Source organism: Stenotrophomonas sp. ZAC14D1_NAIMI4_1 (genome assembly GCF_003086775.1).
Taxonomy (GTDB): domain Bacteria; phylum Pseudomonadota; class Gammaproteobacteria; order Xanthomonadales; family Xanthomonadaceae; genus Stenotrophomonas.
The window spans coordinates 2,505,107-2,526,412 of record NZ_CP026001.1; the positions used below are offsets into that span (position 1 = coordinate 2,505,107).

21 protein-coding genes are annotated in these 21,306 nt (G+C 68.0%); 19 read left to right on the forward strand and 2 right to left on the reverse strand.

Annotated features, from left to right (window positions below; all coding sequences use genetic code 11):
- Entirely contained in the window at positions 1 to 684 is a 684-nt protein-coding gene (locus C1927_RS11605) for a ChrR family anti-sigma-E factor (protein WP_108746752.1), read from the reverse strand.
- A complete protein-coding gene (locus C1927_RS11610; protein ID WP_108746753.1) occupies positions 681 to 1,304 on the reverse strand; it encodes a sigma-70 family RNA polymerase sigma factor in 624 nt (207 codons plus the stop codon). The genes C1927_RS11605 and C1927_RS11610 overlap by 4 nt, the downstream gene beginning before the upstream one ends.
- Before the next feature lie 135 nt (positions 1,305 to 1,439).
- Between C1927_RS11610 and C1927_RS11615 the strand changes: the two genes are divergently transcribed.
- From C1927_RS11615 to C1927_RS11705, 19 genes are all read left to right on the forward strand, one after another.
- Entirely contained in the window at positions 1,440 to 2,207 is a 768-nt protein-coding gene (locus tag C1927_RS11615; RefSeq protein ID WP_108746754.1) for a hypothetical protein, read from the forward strand.
- 83 nt (positions 2,208 to 2,290) lie between these two features.
- Entirely contained in the window at positions 2,291 to 3,244 is a 954-nt protein-coding gene (locus C1927_RS11620; protein ID WP_079221995.1) for a fatty acid desaturase, read from the forward strand.
- 2 nt (positions 3,245 to 3,246) lie between these two features.
- The gene (locus C1927_RS11625; protein WP_108746755.1) at positions 3,247 to 4,524 is read left to right on the forward strand and encodes an FAD-dependent oxidoreductase; all 1,278 of its coding nucleotides are present in this window, start codon (positions 3,247 to 3,249) and stop codon (positions 4,522 to 4,524) included.
- Complete coding sequence (locus C1927_RS11630; protein WP_079221997.1) at positions 4,521 to 5,288, forward strand: DUF1365 domain-containing protein; 768 nt, start codon at positions 4,521 to 4,523, stop codon at positions 5,286 to 5,288. Before C1927_RS11625 ends, C1927_RS11630 begins: the two co-directional genes overlap by 4 nt.
- Positions 5,285 to 6,544, forward strand: a complete 1,260-nt coding sequence (locus C1927_RS11635) for a cyclopropane-fatty-acyl-phospholipid synthase family protein (protein ID WP_079221998.1) — start codon at positions 5,285 to 5,287, stop codon at positions 6,542 to 6,544. Before C1927_RS11630 ends, C1927_RS11635 begins: the two co-directional genes overlap by 4 nt.
- Position 6,545: 1 nt before the next feature.
- Entirely contained in the window at positions 6,546 to 7,106 is a 561-nt protein-coding gene (locus C1927_RS11640) for a DUF2878 domain-containing protein (RefSeq protein WP_079221999.1), read from the forward strand.
- Positions 7,103 to 7,894, forward strand: a complete 792-nt coding sequence (locus tag C1927_RS11645) for a DUF1295 domain-containing protein (RefSeq protein WP_079222000.1) — start codon at positions 7,103 to 7,105, stop codon at positions 7,892 to 7,894. Before C1927_RS11640 ends, C1927_RS11645 begins: the two co-directional genes overlap by 4 nt.
- Positions 7,891 to 8,964, forward strand: coding sequence for a class I SAM-dependent methyltransferase (locus C1927_RS11650; RefSeq protein WP_079222001.1), 1,074 nt, complete (start codon positions 7,891 to 7,893; stop codon positions 8,962 to 8,964). Before C1927_RS11645 ends, C1927_RS11650 begins: the two co-directional genes overlap by 4 nt.
- Positions 8,965 to 8,977: 13 nt before the next feature.
- A complete protein-coding gene (locus C1927_RS11655; RefSeq protein WP_108746756.1) occupies positions 8,978 to 9,511 on the forward strand; it encodes a lipocalin family protein in 534 nt (177 codons plus the stop codon).
- A 73-nt stretch (positions 9,512 to 9,584) separates the two neighbouring features.
- Positions 9,585 to 9,848, forward strand: coding sequence for a CD225/dispanin family protein (locus tag C1927_RS11660; protein ID WP_108746757.1), 264 nt, complete (start codon positions 9,585 to 9,587; stop codon positions 9,846 to 9,848).
- A gap of 175 nt (positions 9,849 to 10,023) precedes the next feature.
- Positions 10,024 to 11,163, forward strand: a complete 1,140-nt coding sequence (locus tag C1927_RS11665; protein ID WP_108746758.1) for an SPFH domain-containing protein — start codon at positions 10,024 to 10,026, stop codon at positions 11,161 to 11,163.
- Between the two features lie 21 nt (positions 11,164 to 11,184).
- Positions 11,185 to 12,537 (forward strand): hypothetical protein, encoded by a 1,353-nt coding sequence (locus C1927_RS11670; protein WP_108746759.1) that lies wholly within the window; start codon positions 11,185 to 11,187, stop codon positions 12,535 to 12,537.
- Positions 12,534 to 12,794: a hypothetical protein gene (locus C1927_RS11675; protein WP_079222006.1), complete on the forward strand. Its 261-nt coding sequence runs from the start codon at positions 12,534 to 12,536 to the stop codon at positions 12,792 to 12,794. Before C1927_RS11670 ends, C1927_RS11675 begins: the two co-directional genes overlap by 4 nt.
- A gap of 103 nt (positions 12,795 to 12,897) precedes the next feature.
- Positions 12,898 to 15,717, forward strand: a complete 2,820-nt coding sequence (locus tag C1927_RS11680; protein ID WP_254051465.1) for a PAS domain-containing protein — start codon at positions 12,898 to 12,900, stop codon at positions 15,715 to 15,717.
- Positions 15,718 to 15,811: 94 nt separating this feature from the next.
- Positions 15,812 to 16,459 carry an aldehyde dehydrogenase iron-sulfur subunit PaoA gene (gene paoA, locus C1927_RS11685; protein WP_108746761.1) on the forward strand — a complete coding sequence of 216 codons (648 nt, stop codon included), beginning with the start codon at positions 15,812 to 15,814 and terminating at the stop codon, positions 16,457 to 16,459.
- Positions 16,456 to 17,412, forward strand: a complete 957-nt coding sequence (locus C1927_RS11690; RefSeq protein WP_108746762.1) for a xanthine dehydrogenase family protein subunit M — start codon at positions 16,456 to 16,458, stop codon at positions 17,410 to 17,412. Before paoA ends, C1927_RS11690 begins: the two co-directional genes overlap by 4 nt.
- Entirely contained in the window at positions 17,409 to 19,610 is a 2,202-nt protein-coding gene (gene paoC, locus C1927_RS11695; protein WP_108746763.1) for an aldehyde oxidoreductase molybdenum-binding subunit PaoC, read from the forward strand. The genes C1927_RS11690 and paoC overlap by 4 nt, the downstream gene beginning before the upstream one ends.
- Entirely contained in the window at positions 19,607 to 20,596 is a 990-nt protein-coding gene (locus tag C1927_RS11700) for an XdhC/CoxI family protein (RefSeq protein ID WP_108746764.1), read from the forward strand. Before paoC ends, C1927_RS11700 begins: the two co-directional genes overlap by 4 nt.
- Positions 20,563 to 21,189, forward strand: coding sequence for an NTP transferase domain-containing protein (locus C1927_RS11705; protein ID WP_108746765.1), 627 nt, complete (start codon positions 20,563 to 20,565; stop codon positions 21,187 to 21,189). The genes C1927_RS11700 and C1927_RS11705 overlap by 34 nt, the downstream gene beginning before the upstream one ends.
- Positions 21,190 to 21,306: the final 117 nt, after the last annotated feature.

Here is a 21,306-nt window from a genome sequence, read left to right on the forward strand (position 1 = left end):
CTACAGCTTGACGAACCGCTGGATCTTGCGCGCCAGCCAACCACTGAACACCAGCGGGGCATCCAGCGCCGACACACAGATGCAGGGCACGCCGGGTGCGGTCACCGGCTGGTGCTCCACATCTTCATCCAGGTCGGCCACATCGCCCGGTGCGAACAGGCCCAGCGCATCATTGTAGGAACCGCGCAGGATCTGGGTAAGCTCGCTGCGGCCGTGGCTGTGCATCGGCAGGCACTTGCCCGGTGCGATCTTCAGCATGATCAGCGACGGCATTTCTGCGGAGCGGATGCAATGCACGCCCGGGGCGATCCAGCGCCAGCGCAGTCCCCCCAGCGAGCGCCCGAAGTACGGATGCAACGAGGCCGGCAGGTGGTCCGCATTCACTTCAGGCCGCTCCACCGGCGGCTCGGCCGGCCGGGCGACGGCGACGGCAGCCACGGCAGGCTCACTGCGCTCCAGCTCGGCCAGCATGGCTGCACGCAGTGCCGGGCCGCGCCCGCTGACCACCATCGGCTGGGTCTGTTCAATCAGCGCCGCACCGATGGCCTCGGCCTCGCGCAGGCGCTGGCGGCAGTGCGGGCACTGCTCCAGGTGGGTACCGGCCACCACGCTGAGCGGCGCGGGCAACGCGCCGGCGGCGTAGCTCAGCAGGGTCGATTCATGCAGGTGGTGGTGCGGGTTCATGGCATGCCCCCCACCTTCGACTGCAGCTGCAGGAATGCCCGGCGCAGGTGCGATTTCACCGTACCCAGCGGCATCCCCAGCGCCTCGGAGATTTCACCGTGGCTCTTGGCTTCGAAATAGGACATGCGCACCAGCCGTGCCTGCACCGCCGGCAGTTCGTTGATGCGCTGGCGCAGCCTGGCCTGGTCAGCATAGTGCTCGGCACTGCTGTGCGACTGCGCATCACTGCTGGACGCCTCCTCCACCGCGGCCTGGACCTGCATCCAGCTGCGTTCATGGCGCACCCGGTCGATCTGCAGGTTGCGCGCGATGCGGTACAGCCAGGTGCTCAGCGCCCCCTGCGCCGCATCGTAATCGGCGGCGCGCAGCCACAGGCGCAGCAGGCACTCCTGGGCCAATTCCTCGGCCACCGCCTCCGGCGCCCCCAGGCCACGCAGGTAGACGCACAGCCGCGGCATGAAGTGGTCATAGATGCGCATGAAACAGGCGCGGTCGCGCAGGCGCGCCACACCGTCCATGTCACCGGTCCAGTTCGTCGGCTCGTTGCTCGGCTGCTGGGAACTGGACACGATGCGCGCGGTATCGAAGTCAAAGGAAGGGCTGGCGGCGTCAGGGTACATCCGGGCGGCGATCAGGCAGGTGAAGGGGGTCTGTGTGCTGTACGCAGCAGAGGCCGGTTTGGATGCAGCCCGCTGCCGTGCATCCAACCCGGGCTGCCATGCGTATCACCTGCAGGCCAACCGCCAGGACCCCTCATGCACACCGCCGGGCTGCTGCTGTACCTGTCCACCGTGGCCAGCGCCACGCCCCTGCTGCGTACCGAAGGCATTGCCAGCCTGGCCGACGGCACCCCCGCCTACCGCGAAGTGCACTGGCGGCGCGGGGCGCCCGAGGGCGCGCAGCGCTGGGTGCAGTACCTGTGCCCGGATGGCCGCCCGTTCGCCCGCAAGGAATTGCCGGGCACCGCGCAGCCGCTGGCACGGGGCTACCTGCTGCAGGACGGGCGCAGCGGCCAGGCCGCACGCGTGGTGGTGGCCGGCACACGGGTCAGCATCGACTGGAAGGAAAGCGCGGCGGAGGCCGAACGCCAGGCCCGCGTGCCACTGCCCGCCGACGCGGTGATCGACACCGGTTTCGACGCGGCGGTGCGCGCGCATTGGCCGGCGTTGATGAAGGGCGAGCAGGTCCAGCTGCCCTTCCTGGTCCCGGGGCGGCAACGCTTCTACCCGGTCAGCGTGCGCCGGACCGGCGCACTGCACTGGCAGGGCATCCCCGCGCAGGCCATCGAGGTGCGCCTGGCGGCGTGGTACGGCGTGGTCGCCCCCCGGCTGTCGCTGGTGTATGCCGATGATGACCGCCGCCTGCTCGAGTTCCGCGGCACCAGCAACCTCCGCGATGCACGCGGCGCCTATCCGGCCGTCATTGTCCGCTTCGCCGCGCCCGCGTCGCCGCAGCCGCTGGCGCAATGGCAGCAGGCCTGGTCGCAGCCGCTGGTGGCGAGCTGCACCGTGAGCAGCAGGTGAAGCCGCACGCGATCCGCATTCACTGCATCCAATTGGCGCCCTGTCGCGTAGATGTAGACAGACACGCCCTCGAGACCTCGCCCATGTCCGCCGCCGCGCCCCTTCCACGCCGACGTGAGCGACTGCTGCGCACCCTGCGACGCTGGTTCGATACCGAGGCCGCTGCAGCGCAGGCCGATGCGGCGCATCGCGGCCGCATCGACTGGCTGCGCGCGGTGCCCTTCGTGCTGCTGCACGTGGCGTGCCTGGGCGTGATCTGGGTGGGGGTGTCGTGGACCGCAGTCGCGGTAGCGCTGGCGCTGTATGCGGTGCGCATGTTCGCCATCACCGGGTTCTACCACCGCTACTTCTCGCATCGCACGTTCCACGCATCGCGCCCGGTGCAGTTCGTGTTCGCGGTGATCGGCGCGGCCAGCGTGCAGCGCGGCCCGCTGTGGTGGGCCGCCCACCATCGCCACCACCATCGCCACGCCGACCAGCCGCAGGATCCGCATTCGCCCGTTACCGGTGGCTTCTGGCGCAGCCACATGGGCTGGTTTCTGACCCGCGAGGCCTTCGCCACCGACCTGTCCCGCGTGCCCGATCTGGCCCGCTATCCCGAACTGCGCTGGCTGGACCGCTTCGATATCGCGGTACCGGTGCTGCTGGCCGCAGCCCTCTACGCCATCGGCGCCTTGCTGGAGCGCGTGGCCCCCGGCCTGAATACCACGGGCCCACAGCTGCTGGTGTGGGGCTTTTTCATCTCCACCGTAGTGCTTTTCCATGCCACGGTCACCATCAATTCGCTGGCCCACCGCTTCGGCAGCCGCCGCTTCGACACCCGCGATGACAGCCGCAACAACCTGTGGCTGGCCCTGCTGACCTTTGGCGAAGGCTGGCACAACAACCACCACTTCTTCCCGGGGACGGCCCGCCAGGGCTTCCGCTGGTGGGAAGTGGACCTGACCTGGTACGGGCTGCGGCTGCTGGCCGCGGTGGGCTTGGTCAGTGGTCTCAAGCCGATTCCCGAGTGGGTGCTGGCCAAGGCGAAGGACTGAGCATGCGCATCGCGGTCATCGGTTCGGGCATTGCAGGGCTGGCCAGCGCGTACTGGCTGGACGGCGAGCACGAAGTCACCCTGTACGAAGCCAACGACTACTTGGGCGGTCACACCCACACCCATCAGGTGGAGGTAGACGGGCGCCCGCTGTCGGTGGATACCGGCTTCATCGTGTTCAACCCCGAGCACTATCCGCTGCTGACCGCCCTGTTCGACGAGCTGGGCGTGGCGTCACAGCCGACCACGATGAGTTTCTCGATGCACAGCGAGCGCAGCGGCGTGGAGTACAACGCCACCTCGCTGGATGGGCTGTTCTGCCAGCGCCGCAACCTGGTGTCGCCGCGCTTCTGGGGCATGCTGGCCGACCTGCGGCGCTTCTACCGCGATGCGCCGCTGCTGCTGGCCGAAGCCGAGGGCCCGACGCTGGGCCAGTACCTGCGGCAGCAGCGTTACGGCGATGCGTTCGTGGAGGAACATCTGCTGCCGATGGCGTCGGCGCTGTGGTCTTCGCCAACGGCCACCGTGCTGGACTTCCCGGCACGCTACCTGGTCCAGTTCATGGCCAACCACCAGATGCTGCAGATGACCGGCCGCCCGCCGTGGCGCGTGGTCAAGGGTGGCTCGGCACGCTATGTGGATGCCCTGCGCAGCCGCTGGCGCGTGCACGAGCGGCTGGAAACCCCGGTCCGGGCGATCGAGCGCATGCCCTGGGGCGCGCGCGTGCACAGCGCCGCCGGCATCGAAGGCTTCGACGAGGTGATCCTGGCCTGCCACAGCGACCAGGCGCTGGCCCTGTTGGCCGATGCCGACCCGGTCGAGCACGCCGTGCTGGGCGCCATCCGTTACCAGGCCAACGAGGCGGTGCTGCACACCGACGCCTCGCTGCTGCCGCGCAACCGCAAGGCCTGGGCCGCCTGGAACGCGCACGTACCTGCCGACCCGGACGCGCCGTGCACAGTCAGCTACTGCATGAACCTGCTGCAGGGCCTGCCTGGCGACACGCCGCTGGTGGTGACCCTCAACCGCAGCGATGCCATCGACCCCTCGAAGGTGCTGCGCCGTCTGCATTACGCGCACCCGGTGCACGACCATGCCGCGGTACGCGCGCAGCAGCGCTGGGGCGAGATCCAGGGCCATCGCCATACCTGGTTCGCCGGCGCCTACTGGGGCTGGGGCTTCCATGAAGACGGCATCGCCAGTGCGCGGCGCACGGTCGACGCGCTGCGCTCCCGCACCGGCATCGCATCGCCGCTGCGCCCGACCGAGATCACCGCATGACCGCCAGTGCGCTCTACTTCGGCCATGTGCAGCACCGGCGGCACCACCCGCATGCGCACGCGTTCCGCTATCCCGTCGCGCAGCTGCTGCTTGACCTCGACGAGCTGGACCAGGTCTTCGCCGGGCGCTGGCTCTGGTCGGTCAACCGCCGCAACCTGGCCGAATTCCGCCGCAGTGATTACCTGGGCGCCTCCGGGGTGCCGCTGGCCGATGCCGTGCGCGACCACGCCGCCACCGTGCTGGGCCGCCGTCCTGCCGGCCCGGTGCGCCTGCTGGCGCATCTGCGCTTCGGCGGCCACGTGTTCAATCCGGTCAGCTTCTACTACTGCTACCAGGCTGACGGCAGCACGCTGGATTGCATCGTCGCCGACATCACCAACACCCCGTGGAAGGAACGGCATGCCTACGTGCTGCCGGTCGAGCAGGCCCAGCACGAAGGCGGCAGCCTGCGCTGGCAGTTCGACAAGTGCTTCCACGTCTCGCCCTTCATGCCGATGGACTGCCGCTACGACTGGCGCTTCAACGCACCAGGCGACGCGCTGCGCGTGCACATGCAGGTCTGGCGCGACGGCGTCCGCCAGTTTGATGCCACCCAGTCGATGCAGCGCCGCCCGCTGGATGGCCGCGGCCTGGCCCGCGTGCTGCTGGCCTACCCGTTGATGACCGTGCAGGTGGTGGCGGCCATCCACTGGCATGCACTGCGCCTGTGGATGAAGCGCAACCCCGTGCACGACCACCCTTCCCTTGCCGAGAAACCGCGATGAACAACCTGACGCCTTCGGTGGCCCTGCCCCGCGCCGGCGCACTGGATGCCTTCCTGCGCCGCCGCCTGCTGGCGCAGCTCGCCCCGTTGCGGGACGGCCAGCTGCGCGTGCGCGATGCCTTCGGCGAGGTGCTGCTAGGCAATGGCCACGGCCCGCTGCAGGCAACGGTGACCATCGACGACCCGGCGTTCTACCGCAAGGTGGCCGCGCAGGGCAGCGTCGGTGCCGGCGAAAGCTACATCCATGGTGACTGGCGCTGCGACGACCTGGTGGCACTGGTGCGCCTGCTGGTGCGCAACCGCGACCTGCTCGATGGCATGGAGCGCGGCCCGGCACGCGCGGCCGGCTGGCTGCTGCGTGGCTGGAACCGCCTGCGCCGCAACAGCCGCGAGGGCAGCCGTCGCAACATTGCCGCGCACTACGACCTGGGCAACGATTTCTTCGCCTTGTTCCTGTCGTCGGACCTGATGTACTCCTCGGCGTTGTACGCGCAGGCCGACGAGACGCTGGAGGTGGCCTCGACCCGCAAGCTGGACCGCATCTGCCAGCAGCTGCGCCTGCAGCCGGGCGATCGTGTGGTGGAGATCGGCACCGGCTGGGGCGGTTTCGCCGTGCATGCCGCACGCAACTACGGCTGCCACGTCACCACCACCACCATTTCCGCCGAACAGCATGCGCTGGCCGTGCAGCGCGTACAGGACGCCGGCCTGCAGGACCGCGTCAGCGTGCTGATGCAGGACTACCGCGACCTGCAGGGACAGTTCGACAAGCTGGTTTCCATCGAGATGATCGAGGCCATCGGCGCCGAGTTCCTCGACACCTACATGGGCACCCTGCAGCGCCTGCTGAAGCCCGAGGGCGTGGCCCTGCTGCAGGCGATCACCATCGAAGACCACCGCTACGAGCAGGCCCGGCGCAGCGTCGACTACATCAAGCGTTTCGTTTTCCCCGGCAGCTTCATTCCCTCGATCAACGCGATCATGGCCGCCAAGACCCGGGCCAGTGACCTGCAGCTGGTGGCGCAACAGGATTTCGGCCACTCCTACGCCCTCACCCTGCGCGCCTGGCGGCAGCGCTTCCTGGCGCAGCGTGCCGCCGTGCAGGCACAGGGCTTCGACGAGCGCTTCTGCCGGCTGTGGGAGTTCTACCTGGCCTACTGCGAGGGCGGCTTCCTGGAGCGATCCATCGGCGTATCGCACCTGCTGCTGGCGCGCCCGGGCTATTGCACGGACGTGCCCGCAGGCGGCGAGGCCTGAGATGGGCCGCACGTGGGCCAACCTGCTCGGCAACCAGCTGGTCTGGCTGTGCGCAGTGGCGGGCGCGGGCCGTGGCTGGCAATGGCCGGCCCTGGTGGCGGCGTCGCTGTACATCGCCAGCCAGGTGCTCACCAGTCCTGTGCCGCGGCTGGAACTGCGCCTGCTGCTGCTTGCCCTCGCCTGCGCCTGGCTGGTGGATGGGGTTGCCGCCGCCAGCGGCGCGATGCGTTATGCCGCCGCGCCCCTGGGCTGGGCGCCGCCGCCCTGGATCATGGCGCTGTGGGCGGCCTTCGCCATGACGCTGACGTGTTCGATGGCCTTCCTGCAGCGCCATCGCCTGCTGCCGGTAGCCTTCGGCCTGCTGCTGGCTCCGCTGGCCTACATCTCGGCGGCGCGCGGTTTCCAGGCGGTGCACTTTGCTGCGCCCGCTTGGCACGGCGTGCTGCTGCTGGGAGTGGGCTGGAGCATCGCGCTGCCGCTGCTGTGCGCACTGGCACGGCGCGGCACCGGCAACACCGGCATGAATGCACACGGAAACGCTCACAAGGGAACACGCGCATGAACCTGCTTGGCTGGGTGCTGCTCTACGCGGTGCTGGTGATGTGCTGGGGCTGGGCCTGGCAGCGCCGCCACCACAACATCGGCGTGGTCGACGTGCTGTGGGCCAAGGGCGTGGCGGCCGGCGCACTGCTGCTGGCCTGGCTGGGCGATGGCGCGATGCAGCCGCGCATCGCACTGGCCGTGCTGGGTGGCCTGTGGGGCAGCCGGCTCGCCCTGCACCTCTGGCACCGCGTGCGCAGTGAAGACGAGGATGGCCGCTACCGCTACCTGCGCGGGCACTGGAACGGCCACCAGGGAAAGATCTTCGGGTTCTTCATGGCCCAGGCCCTGCTGGTGGTGCTGTTCGCGCTGCCGTTCCTGGCGGTTGCGCGCAACCCGTCCACCGGTCACGCCGCGTGGATCGCGGCCGCCGTGGCGGTGTGGCTGCTCAGTGTCGGCGGCGAAGCACTGGCCGATCGCCAGCTCGCGCGCTTCCGCGCCAATCCGGCCAACAAGGGCCGCACCTGCCGGCAGGGGCTGTGGCGTTACTCGCGCCACCCGAACTACTTCTTCGAATGGCTGCATTGGTTTACCTACGTGCTGCTCGCCGTTGGCTCGCCGCTGTGGTGGCTGGCCTGGTCCGGCCCGGTGGTGATGTACCTGTTCCTGCGTTACCTCAGCGGCGTGCCCTTCACCGAGAAGCAGGCCCTGCGCAGCCGCGGCGAGGACTACCGCGACTACCAGCGCAGCACGTCGATGTTCTTCCCGTGGTTCCCCCGCACCTCCCCTTCCCAGGACCGCACGCCATGAACACTGCCAGCCCGCTGCACCCACCCGTCCAGATCGAAGGCGGCCTGACCGGCTGGGCCGAGCGCGGCTGGATTCCGGATGTCGCCCTGCGGGCCGGCATACGCCGCCAGTGCGCGCAGCGCCTGCAGGAGGAAACCGAGGGCGGCCTTGCCGCGCAGTCGGTGCGCTTCCAGCGGCGCATTGCCGACCTCGCCGGCAGTCCGTTGGCCCTGCATGTGGATGCGGCCAACCGCCAGCATTACGAGGTGCCCGCCGCCTTTTTCCAGGCGTGCCTCGGCAAGCGCCTGAAGTACAGCAGCTGCTATTACCGCACCGGTCACGAAACCCTGGACCAGGCCGAAGACGCAATGCTGGAGCTGTACGCGCAGCGCGCCGGCCTGCGCGACGGGCAGGACATCCTCGAGCTGGGGTGTGGCTGGGGCTCGCTGACCTTGTGGATGGCCGAACGCTATCCCAATGCGCGCATCACCGCCGTCTCCAATTCGCACAGCCAGCGCGAGCACATCCTCGGCCAGTGCCAGGCGCGGAGCCTGCGCAACGTCGAGGTGCTCACCCGCGACGTCAACCTGCTGGAACTGCCGGCAGCGCGATTCGACCGCTGCGTGTCGGTGGAGATGTTCGAGCACGTGCGCAACTACCAGCAGCTGCTGCAGCGCATCGCCGACTGGCTGCGCCCGGACGGCGCGCTGTTCGTGCACATCTTTGCCCACCGCACGCTGATGTATCCGTTCGAGACGGAAGGCGATGACAACTGGATGGGGCGGCACTTCTTCACCGGCGGCCTGATGCCGGCCGCCGACACCCTGCTGCACTTCCAGCAGCACCTGCAGCTGGACCAGCGCTGGCTGCTGGATGGCACCCATTACGAGCGTACCGCCAACCACTGGCTGGACAACCAGGACGCGGCGCGCGGATCGCTGATGCCCATCCTGCAGGCCACCTACGGCGACGCCGCGGCGCGCATCTGGTGGCAGCGCTGGCGCATGTTCTGGATGGCCTGCGCCGAACTGTTCGGCTATGACGATGGCCAGCAGTGGCTGGTCGCCCACTACCTGTTCCGCCCACGCTGAAGGAGACGTAGACATGCGTATGCCCCCGTTGTTCACGCTTCTGGCCGTGGCCCTGTTTGGCGCGGGCTGCAGCAGCCAGGACACCCGCCCCCTCCCGCGCCCCGCATCGGTGGACGTGCCGCGCTTCATGGGTGACTGGTACGTGATCGCCCACATCCCATCCTGGCCCGAGCGCGAAGCGTTTGATGCGGTGGAAAGCTACGCGCTGAAGCCTGACGGGCGCATCCAGACCACTTTTACCTATCGCAAGGGCAGCTTCGATGCGCCCTTCAAGAGCATGCATCCGGTTGGCCGGGTCGAGAAGGAAGGTGCCGGTGCGGTCTGGGGCATGCAGTTCGTCTGGCCCATCCAGGCCGAATACATCATTGCGTGGCTGGACGAGGGCTATCAGCAGACCATCGTCGGTCGCAGCAAGCGCGACTACGTCTGGTACATGGCCCGCACGCCGCAGGTCTCGCCACAGGACTACCAGCCGGCGGTCGACCGTATCGCCGCAATGGGCTATGACACGAGCAAACTGCGACGGGTGCCGCAATCGGTGCGCTGATCGCCACAGCGCCCTGTGCGGCGACGATGGGGCTGCGGCATAATCCCGCCCCCATCAAGGAGAAATCGTTTTCATGGAGATCGCAGCACCCGCCGTTCCGCCCAAGGACTATCTGTTCCTCGCCGTCCTGAGCATTTTCTGCGGCTTCTGGCCGTTCGGCATCGTCGCCACCGTCTACGCCAACAAGACCTCGTCACTCAATGCCACCGGCCAGACCGGCCCGGCGTCCATCGCCTCGCGCAAGGCACTGCGCTGGATGATCGCGTCGTTCGTGACGCTGCCGGCCCTGCTGGTCGTGCTCATCGGCTACGGGCTGATCACTCGCGCCATGGCGTAAGTACTCCGGGCGGGCACGGGCAACCGCCTGTCCCGCCCTTTCCTGCCGGTTCTGCCTGGCATGCCGTGCATGAATGCGCGCCTGCGGCACCGGTGGCGAGGCACCGCCCCGCTCCTCTATAGTCAGCCGAGCACGACAGGCACGGTGCCTGTCCGGTAACCACAGGGAGCAGGTCATGGGTCTGGTACAGGCGGTCAAGGGTGCAGTGGGCGGTGTTCTGGCCGACCAGTGGAAGGACTTCTACACCGTGCCGACGGGCCTGCCGTCGACGGCGGCGCTGTTCGCGGCCGTGCCGAACGGCGCCAACGCCGGGCGCGGCTCCAACACCAGCGGCTCGTCCAACATCATCAGCAACGGCTCGAAGATCATCGTGCCCGAAGGCTACGGCCTGCTGCTGTTCCAGGACGGTGCCATCACCGCCTTCGTGGCCGAAGCCGGTGGTTACGAATGGCGCTCGGACGACCTCAATTCGCAGTCGATCTTCGCCGGCGACGGTCTGGTCAGCACCTTCATCAAGCAGAGCTGGGAACGCTTCAAGTTCGGTGGCCAGCCGGGCTCGCAGCAGGCCGCGTTCTTCGTCTCGCTGAAGGAACTGCCGGACAACCGCTTCGGCACCCAGTCTGAAATCTACTGGGACGATGGCTTCCTCAACACCCAGGTCGGCGCGGTCACCCGTGGCTCGTACACGCTGAAGATCGTCGACCCGATCCTGTTCGTGAAGAACTTCGTGCCGGCCAGCTACCTGCGTCCGGGCCAGGTGTTCGACTTCACCGACATGGACAATGCCGCCGCAACCCAGCTGTTCAATGAAGTGGTGGGTTCGCTGGCACCGGCGTTCAGCCTGTACACGAACGACCCGGCCAAGGGCAACCGCATCACCAAGCTGCAGCAGGATTCGATCGGCTTCGCCCACAGCCTGTCGGCCGCGGTCGAGCAGGCCTACCAGTGGCAGTCCGACCGTGGCCTGGCCATCGTCAAGACCGCCATCGTTTCGATCGAGTACGACGCCAACACCCGTGAACTGCTGAAGACCGTGCAGCGCGCCGACGCGCTGTCCGGTTCGCGCGGCAATTCCAACCTGCAGGCCAGCGTCGCCCAGGGCATCCAGTCGGCCGGCGAGACCGGCGGCGCGGCAGGCCTCGTCGGTGTCGGCATGGCGTCGGGCATGTTCGGCGCGGGCAACCTGCAGCAGCCGGCGGCGCCGGCGGCCGATGATCCGGTGGCCAAGCTGAAGAAGGCCAAGGAAATGCTGGACCTGGGCTTGATCACGCAGGACGACTACGACGCGCTGAAGGCCAAGGCGCTGGGCCTGTAAGACGCAGGGCGCGCAGACACCATGTCCGACCCCAGAAACGGCCCTCCGCCGCTGCCCCAGTCCGATCCCGCTTCGCCCCCGCCCCTGCCGGCGGCGAAGCTGGACGGTCCGGGTTCGCCGCAGGACGTCCCGCCCCTGCCCGGCAGCTTCCCGCTGGATACCAGCACGCTGCCGCAGGCCATCCGTGATGACGTCGAGGCCCCCGATCCGCTGGCCATCGACACCTCCGCCAGCGAGCTGAAGGACGGCCTGAACCGCTGCCCGAAGTGCGGCGCCACCGACATCCGCCCCAAGCTTGGCACCGACATCCTGGTCTGCCTCTACTGCCGCCACGAGTGGCACGGTGCGCGGGTGGAGGAGGAATTCGGGCTGGGTGAAGCGCTGGACCAGCTGCAGGGCACCGTCATCGCCTCCGGCGCACGCAACATCGACGCCGACACCTCTGCGTTGATGACCTTCAAGTGCAGCGGCTGCGGCGCCGAGGTCACCGTCAACACCGAGAGCACGATGACCGCACGCTGCCACTGGTGCCGCCACGTGTTCGGCGTGAACGAGCAGATCAGCAACGGTGCCGTGCCCGATGCGGTGTTGCCCTTCCACATCAAGAAGGACGACGCCGTCGCGCGGATCCGCCAGTTCGTCGACAAGCGGCGGATGTTCGCGCTGAAGGCGTTCAAGGACCAGTTCACCCCGGAAAACGTAGTGGGCGTGTACCTGCCCTACATGATCGTGGACAGCAATGTCAGCGCGGCCGTGGCCGGCAAGGGCGAGATCAAGACCCGCGAATACACCCGCGGTACCGAGAAGAACAAGCAGACCTACTACGACGCGGACATCTACCAGGTCGAGCGCCAGGTCGATTTCACCGTCGACGACCTGCCGCTGGAATCCTCGGCCGAGCGCGGCAACCTCGACACGCAGACCAATACCAACAACATCATCAACACCATCCTGCCGTTCGACACCAAGAACGCGGTCAAATGGAACGCGTCCTACCTGGCCGGCTTCACCTCGGAGAAGCGCAACCTGGATGTCGAGAAGCTGCGCCCGCGGCTGGAGGACCAGCTGCTGTCGATCGCCCGTGCCCAGGTCCAGGCCAGCGTGCGCCGCTACGACCGTGGCGTGCGCTGGGAACAGGAACAGCTGGACGTGCATGGCACCCGCTGGGTGTCGATGTACCTGCCGGTATGGCTGTACTCCTACCACCAGCCCGGCGCCAACGGCGGCATGCTGCACTACATCGCGGTGAACGGCCGTACCGGCGAAACCATGGGCAGCGTGCCGGTGCAGCAGTGGAAGATGCTGCTGGCCGCCCTGGCCACCGGCACGGTCATCGAAGCCCTCGCAATTGCCTTCCTGGTGGCGACAACATGAGTGACGACAGTGGTCTCTGGTTGCTGGCGGCCGGTCCGGCCGGTGCTACGGCGCTGTACTGGGCGCTGTACCGCTATTACCGCAACACCGACAAATCGCATTCGTTCGAACGCGAAACCGCTATCGACGCCAAGCCGGTCACCGGCTCGGACCGACGCGTGGATTCGATCACCGGCACGCAGGAACGGCGCGTGCGCGGTGACAACGTCTACGAGTACCGCAAACGGGTGATGCGGGTGAAACCCGGCGGCAGTTGAGCCGGCACCACGCTACCGTGACAAGCGACTGATCTAGACTGGCGGCCCTTGATCTGCCTGCCGCTGACTGCGGCAGGCAGTGCACCGTCGCTCGAGATCGTCCGTGAACCAGCCTCCCGCTTCCCTGCCCCAAGCCGCCCATGCCACCGAGAGCGTGAACATGGCGCTGGCTGCAGGCGCCATCGTCGGCACCTGGTTTTGGGATGTTCCGCGCGACCAGTTGACCGTGGACGAAGCGCTGGCGCGTGCGTTCGGCCTCGACCCGGCGCTGGCCCAGCGCAAGCTGCAGCTGCACGACGTGCTGGGCGCGGTCCATCCTGATGACCTGCCCGGCCTGGTGGCCGCCATCGAGCACGCGGTGCACCACGGTGGCCGCTTCGCCCACCAGTACCGCACGCAGGGCCCCGATGGCCGATACCACTGGCTGGAAAGCATCGGCCGCGTCGATCTGGATGAGCACGGGCGGGCGAAAAGCTTTCCCGGCGTCCTGATCGATATCGATGAGCGCCTGCGGGTGCAGGCCGAGCGCGACCAGGCCCAGGCCCTGCTGCGTTCCTTCGTCGAGGCCGCGCCAGGCGTGATGTACGCCAAGGACCGCCAGGGCCGCCTGCTGATCGGCAACAGCGGCACCACCGAACTGATCGGGCGTACGCCCGCGGAGTATGTCGGGCGCACCGATGCCGAGCTGCTGGCCGATCCCGCGCAGGCCGCGGCGGTCATGGCGACCGATGAGCGCGTGATGGCCAGCGGTCGCACCGAGCAGGTTGAGGAAGAAGTCAGCTTTCCGGATGGGCGCCGCGCGTGGTGGCTGTCGACCAAGGCGCCGCTGCGCAACGGCGATGGCGAGATCATCGGCCTGGTCGGCACCTCGCTGGACATCACCGACCGCAAGTCCGCCGAAGCCGACCGCCTCGACCTCGAGGAACGCTACCGCCTGGCGGCACAGGCCACCAACGATGCGGTCTGGGACTGGCGCATGGCAGACGGCCACGTGGTCTGGAACGAAGCGCTGTCCAGCCTGTTTGGGCACTCGATGGTGGAAACCAGCGCGCAGTGGTGGCTGGACCACATCCATCCCGAAGACCGCGATCGCATCGACCGCAACATCCATGCCGTCATCGACGGCGATGGCACGACCTGGAACGGCGAGTACCGCTTCCGCCGCGCCGACGGCAGCTATGCCGCCGTGCTCGACCGTGGCGCAGTACTGCGCGATGGCGATGGACGGCCGCTCCGGATGATCGGTGCCATGCTCGACCTGTCCGGGCGCAAGGCCGCCGAAGCCGCACTGGCCGAAGGCGAGGAACGCCTGCGCCTGGCCACCGAAGCGGGCGAGCTCGGCCTGTGGGATCTCGACCTGGTGCAGAACATCCTGCTCTGGCCCGCGCGCACGAAGGCGATGTTCGGCATTTCCTCCGATGCGGAGGTGACCTTCGACGACTTCCGCGCAGGCCTGCATACGGATGACCGTGCCGAAACGCTGGCGGCGCTGGAGGCCTGCGCCGATCCGCAGCGGCGCGCCAACTATGACGTGGAGTACCGCACGGTCGGCAAGGAAGATGGCATCGTGCGCTGGGTCGCGGCCAAGGGCCGGGGCATCTTCGAGGCCGGTCGCTGCGTACGCATGCTGGGCGTGGTCATTGACATCACCGCGCGCAAGGCCGCCGACGCGCGCCTGCGCGAGCTCAACGAGCAGCTCGAAGCGCGGGTGCGCGCCGAAGTGGCCGAGCGCATGCGGGTGGAGGACGCGCTGCGGCAGAGCCGCAAGATGGAAGCCGTCGGCCAGCTCAGTGGCGGCATCGCGCACGATTTCAACAACATGCTGGCCACGGTGATCGGCCCGCTGGACCTGCTGGCCCTGCGCATCGGCGACAGCGATGCCCGCGCCGTGCGCTACATCGAGATGGCCCTGGATGGCGCCCAGCGCGCCGCCCAGCTGACCCAGCGGCTGCTGGCCTTCTCGCGGCAACAGCCGCTGCAACCGGTCGCCCTGGACGTGAACCATCTGGTGGCGGGCATGACCGACCTGCTGGTCCACTCGCTCGGCAACAGCGTCATTCTGGAAACCGTGCTGGGCGGCGGCCAGTGGTGGACGCACGCCGATGCCAGCCAGCTGGAGAACGTCATCCTCAACCTGGCCGTGAACGCACGTGATGCCATGCCGGGCGGCGGCCGCCTGCAGCTGCAGACCAGCAACTGCCAGATCGATCTGGCAGCCGTGGCCGATCACGGTGGCATTCCCACCGGCGACTATGTGCGCATCGCGGTGACCGACACCGGCAGCGGCATGCCGGCGGACGTGATGGCACGCGCGTTCGATCCGTTCTTCACCACCAAGCCCGTCGGCCAGGGTACGGGCCTGGGGCTGTCGCAGGTCTACGGCTTCGTGCAGCAGTCCAACGGCCACGTCCGCCTGCAGTCCACGCCCGGCGCGGGCACCACAGTGGTCATCTACCTGCCGCGCCTGCTGGCCGAGGTGGACGCACTGCCACCGGCCGCGACCGTTGCAACCCCGTTGTCGGGCGGTGGCGCGGAGCAGATCCTGGTCGTGGACGATGACGCGGCGGTGCGCGCGTTCTCGGTCGATGCGCTGTCCGAACTGGGCTATCAGGTGCTGTCGGCCGATGGCGCCGCCAGCGCCCTGCCCCTGCTGCAGGCCCATCCCAACATCGCCCTGCTGTTCACCGACGTGGTGATGCCCGGGGTCAACGGGCGGCAGCTGGCCGACCAGGCACTGGCGCGGCATCCGCACCTGAAGGTGCTGTTCGCCACCGGCAACAGCCGCAATGCGCTGGTCGACGATGGCGTGCTCGACGCGAACGTGCAGTTGATCGGCAAGCCCTTCACCATCGGCGAACTGGCCACGCGGGTGCGCGCGGTGCTGTCATCATCGGGCCATCCACCCTCACAGCAAGCAAGCTGAACGGGTAACAGGGCGGAGTTTCACCACCCGCCTACCGCAGCGCGGCCATGCTGACACGCAATCCCGTCAGCCGACTGCAGCCAGCGGAGTCACGATGAATCCCCCTTCCAAGCTTCCGCTCACGCGGCGCGACATGCTCAAGCTCAGTGCGGGCTCGGCCACGACCATGGCCATGCCCGCCGCTGTCGCCGCCGCCGCCGAGCCCGATCGTTCCGCGGCACGTGCCCCGGTCACCTCGCAGGTAGCATTCAAGGTGAACGGTGCAAACCGCTCACTGCTGCTCGATACCCGCGTCACCCTGCTGGATGCGCTGCGTGAGCACCTGCAGCTGACGGGCACCAAGAAAGGCTGCGACCACGGGCAGTGCGGTGCCTGCACCGTGCTGGTGGACGGCCGCCGCATCAATGCATGCCTGACCCTGGCCGTGATGCATGAGGGCGCCAGCATCACCACCATCGAGGGCATGGGATCACCCGGCAACCTCAGCGACATGCAGGCCGCCTTCGTCAAGCATGATGGGTTCCAGTGCGGGTACTGCACGCCGGGCCAGATCTGCTCGGCCGTTGCGGTGCTGGACGAAATCGAGCGCGGTGTACCCAGCCACGTCACTGCACGCCTGGACGCGCCTGCGGCACTGACACCCGAAGAGATCCGCGAGCGGATGAGCGGCAATATCTGCCGCTGCGGCGCGTACTCCAACATCATCGACGCGATCCAGGATGCGGCAGGGAAGCGCTCATGAGGGCCTTCACCTATGAACGCCCCAGCAGCGCGGCCGACGCCATTGCCGCCGCCACGCGCGCGCCGGGCGCACGCTTCATCGCCGGGGGCACCAACCTGCTGGACCTGATGAAGCTGGAAGTGGAAACGCCGACGCATCTGATCGATGTGAACGGGCTGGGCATGGACGGCATCGAAGCGACGGCCGATGGCGGCCTCCGGGTCGGTGCACTCGTGCGCAATACCGACCTGGCCGCAGACGCACGCGTCCGCCGCGATTACGCGTTGCTGACCCGGGCGCTGGTGTCAGGTGCCTCGGGGCAGCTGCGCAACAAGGCAACCACGGCAGGCAATCTGCTGCAACGCACGCGCTGCCCGTACTTCTACGATACGGCCCAGGCCTGCAACAAGCGCCTGCCGGGCAGCGGCTGTGCCGCAGTGGAAGGCGCCAGCCGGCAACTGGCGATCATCGGTGGCAGCGCAGACTGCATCGCCACGCATCCCAGTGACATGGCCGTGGCGATGATGGCATTGGGCGCGTCGGTGGAAACACTGCGTGCCGACGGCACCCGTCGGCGCATTGCGCTGGATGCGCTGTACCGCCCACCGGGAACAACCCCACACCTGGAGACGACGCTGCTGCGAGGCGAGCTGATCCAGGCGGTGATCCTGCCCCCCCCGGCAGGTGGCACCCATGTCTATCGGAAAGTGCGTGACCGCGCATCGTACGCGTTCGCGCTTGTTTCGGTTGCGGCCATCGTGCAGGCCGATGGCAGCGGACGCGTCGCGCTGGGCGGCGTGGCCTACAAGCCATGGCGCAGCGACGCCGCTGACGCCGCACTGCCGCAGGGAGCCTCGGCCGTCATGTCGTCGCTGTTGCTGGGTGCGGCACCGACCGGCCAGAACCACTTCAAGGCGGTACTGGCCGAACGCACGCTGGCATCCATCCTGCAGGACCTGAGGGCGCGCGCATGAAGTTCAATACGCCTGCTGGTACCAATCCCATCGATGCAAAGAAGATCGTCGGGCAACCGCACCCGCGCATCGACGGTCCATTGAAGGTGTCCGGAAAGGCGACCTACGCATACGAATGGCATGACGCACTGCCCGAGACACCGGCCTACGGCGTGGTGGTGGGTGCAGGAGTCGCCGCCGGAGCCGTCGCCTCACTGGACCTTGAGCCCGCCCGCCGCTCACCGGGCGTGCTGGCCATCGTCACTGCCGACAATGCCGGGCCGCTGCAGCGCGTGAAGCGCAACGCCGCGCCGCTGCTCGGTGGCCCGACGATCAGCCACTACCACCAGGCGCTGGCGGTGGTGGTTGCCGAGACTTTCGAGCAGGCACGCGCGGCGGCCGCCAAGGTCCGCGTGCGCTACGCACCGCGGCACGGTTCATTCGACCTGGCTGCGGCCCGCAAAGATGAGTCGTCATTGAAGACTCCCGAGCCCGATGCCCGGGTGGGCGACTTCGAAAAGGCGTTCCAGCAGGCCGACATCACCCTGGATGCGACGTATCACACCCCTGACCAGTCACACGCCATGATGGAGCCTCATGCAACGCTGGCGGCGTGGGACGGTGACCACCTGACCGTGTGGACGTCCAACCAGATGATCGACTGGGGCCGTACGGACCTGGCCAGGACCCTGGGCATCCCCAAGGACAACGTCCGCCTGGTATCGCCTTACATCGGCGGAGGCTTTGGCGGAAAGCTGTTCCTGCGCTCCGATGCCCTGCTCGCAGCGCTCGCGGCACGCGCAGCGAAGCGCCCGGTCAAGGTGGCGCTGCAACGCCCGCTGGTCGCCAACAACACGACCCACCGCCCGGCCACCATCCAGCGCATCCGGCTGGGCGCATCCCCGAACGGAACGTTGACCGCCATCGGGCACGAATCGTGGTCAGGCAACCTGGCGGGGGGCTCGCCTGAGGAAGCCGTACAGCAGACCCGCTTCCTGTACGCCGGCGCGCACCGGCTGGCCGCCATGCGATTGGCCGCGCTGGACCTGCCCGAAGGCAACGCGATGCGCGCGCCCGGCGAGACGCCCGGGCTGATGGCCCTGGAAATCGCCATGGATGAGATGGCAGAAAAGGTCGGGCTGGATCCGATCGAGTTCCGCATCCGCAACGACACCCAGGTCGACCCCAGCGATCCGTCACGGCCATTTTCGCAGCGCCAGCTGGTGCAGTGCCTGCAATCCGGTGCCTCGCGCTTCGGCTGGGAGCGTCGCAACGCAGCCCCTGCAACCAGCCGCGATGGACGCTGGCTGGTCGGCATGGGGGTGGCGGCCGGCTTCCGCAACAACCTGGTGATGAAGTCCGGCGCGCGCGTGCGCCTGTCCACTGATGGCCGCGTGACCGTCGAGACCGACATGACCGATATCGGTACAGGCAGTTACACCATCATCGGCCAGACCGCCGCCGAAATGCTGGGCGTTCCCCTGGAGCAGGTCACGGTGAAGCTGGGCGACTCGCGCTTTCCGGTTGCCGCCGGCTCTGGCGGCCAATGGGGTGCGAACAGTTCTACTGCCGGTGTCTACGCGGCCTGCATGGCACTGCGGACCAAGGTCGCCAACGCGCTGGAAATGGATCCGTCCGTGGCACGGTTCGAGGATGGCCATGTCATCGCTGGGCAACGACGGGCTGCCTTGACGGAGGCGACCCGCAGCGGCGAACTGGTTGCCGAGGACAGCATCGAATTTGACACCCTGCAGGAAAAATTCCAGCAATCCACCTTCGCTGCGCATTTCGTCGAGGTCGGCGTTGATGTCGCGACGGGCGAGACGCGCATCCGGCGGATGCTGGCCGTCTGCGCTGCGGGACGCATCCTGAATCCCACGACGGCACGCAGCCAGGTCATCGGCGCGATGACGATGGGCATCGGCGCTGCGCTGTCGGAGGAACTGATCGTCGACCCGCGCCTGGGCTTCTTCGTCAACCATGACCTTGCAGGCTACGAAGTTCCCGTGCATGCCGATGTGCCGCATCAGGAGGTCGTGTTCCTCGACGAGGCAGATGCAGTGTCATCCCCGATGAAAGCCAAGGGCGTCGGCGAGCTGGGTCTGTGTGGTGTCAGTGCCGCCATCGCCAACGCCGTCTACAACGCAACCGGTGTAAGGGTCAGGAACTACCCACTGACGCTGGACAAGCTGCTCGCAGGCCTGCCGGACCTCGCATGACAACGGCGCTTTTTCCCGCACCCCTGGACCTTGAAACGGGCAATGCACGGCCCGTACTGCGTGCTGCTGCCGATGCCGCACGCATGCGCTCTCCGGCGGTGCTGGCCATCGTGGTGCAGACCGAGGGCTCGACCTACAGCCGTGCGGGGACCTGCGTGTTGTTTGCCGGCGACGAACAGATCGGCTGGCTTAGTGGCGGCTGCCTCGAGCCGGAACTCGCGCGTGCGGCCTGCAGGGTTGCAGCGGAAGGACGCGTCACCTGGGTAAAGATTGATACCCGCGATGATGCGGCGCTGTTCTCCGGCAACGCCGTGGGCTGTCGCGGCTGCCAGTGGATCGCACTGCTGCCGTTGCACCGGTTGCCCGGCCTGGCAGGCTGCCTGGATGTCTGGCTGCAGGGCCGTGACAGCCTGCACCTGTCCCTGGCAACCAAGGGTCGTATCGACGGTCGCTGTGCTGGATCTTCGTTCAGCATCCAACTGCCGGTGCTCGAGAGCGACGAGGCCATCGACACCCGCGCGTGGCGCCTGCAGTGGCACCGGCCACCGCTGGTAAAGCTGCATGGCGCCGGACCTGAGGCCGCGACGCTGGTGCCAATGCTGGAAGACCAGGGCTGGCTGATACAGATCGTGGAGCCGCGCAGTGCGTGGCAGGCGCGCCTGCCGTCGGCGCAGCAGAATAACGGGGCACAAGCAGATCACTTGGTGGATGCGGCGCTGGTCATGCACCACAACTTCGAGCTGGACCTGGATGCGTTGCGATTGCTTTCCCGATCAAGGATCCCTTTCATCGGATTGCTGGGCCCTCGCCAGCGCAGGGAGGATCTGTTCAAGGTGCTGGACGCAGATACGCGCGCCGCACTGCACTCCCGGCTGCGCTCACCCATCGGCCTCGCACTGGGCGGACGGGGGCCTGAAGCCATCGCCCTGAGCATCACCGCCCAGCTGCAGGCATGGCGGCATGGCAGCGCACTGGGCAATACGTGAGCGGCCACGCGGCCGTAGTGCTCGCCGCCGGGCTGAGCCGTCGCCTGGGCCGGCCCAAGCAGTGGTTGCAGGTCGAAGGCGAATCATTGTTGCGGCGTGCGGCGCGGCTGGCCTCTGAAACAGATCCGGATGTCCTGATCGTCGTGACGCCGCAGGGCCCCGCTTTCGGTTCCGAACTGAGCGGACTGCGCGCCGTCCAGGTAGAGAATCCCGCGCCTGCGCTGGGCATCGGCAGCAGTCTCCGGCTGGCAGCGCCGCACCTCGGCACCGCCCGCCACGTGCTGGTCCTGGTCTGTGACCAGCCCCGCCTGCATGCAGCACATCTTCGCGCCCTGCTCGCGGCTGCGGCCAGCACGCCGTGCCACTGCGCTGCCACGCTGGAAGGCGGCGTGCCGGGCTCGCCGGCTGTCGTCCCCGCCGCATGGTTCAGCGGCCTGCCGGAAAGCGGTGGTGACCGCGGTTTCGGCCGCCGCCTGCGGCAGACCCCGGGCGTCGCCCTCTGCATCAGCGACGCGTCCCTTCGTGACATCGACGACGCGGACGATCTGCGCGCCGCGCTCGCCGCAGGATGGATCGACACGCCGCCGCAATGAGGACCGGTAGCGCCGGGCCACGCCCGGCGAGCGCAGCGGCCCCTGATGGCATCCGCCAGGCATGGCCTGGCGCTACCAAGGCTGCGTCGAACCCTTCGCTACCGCCGCAATGACGAT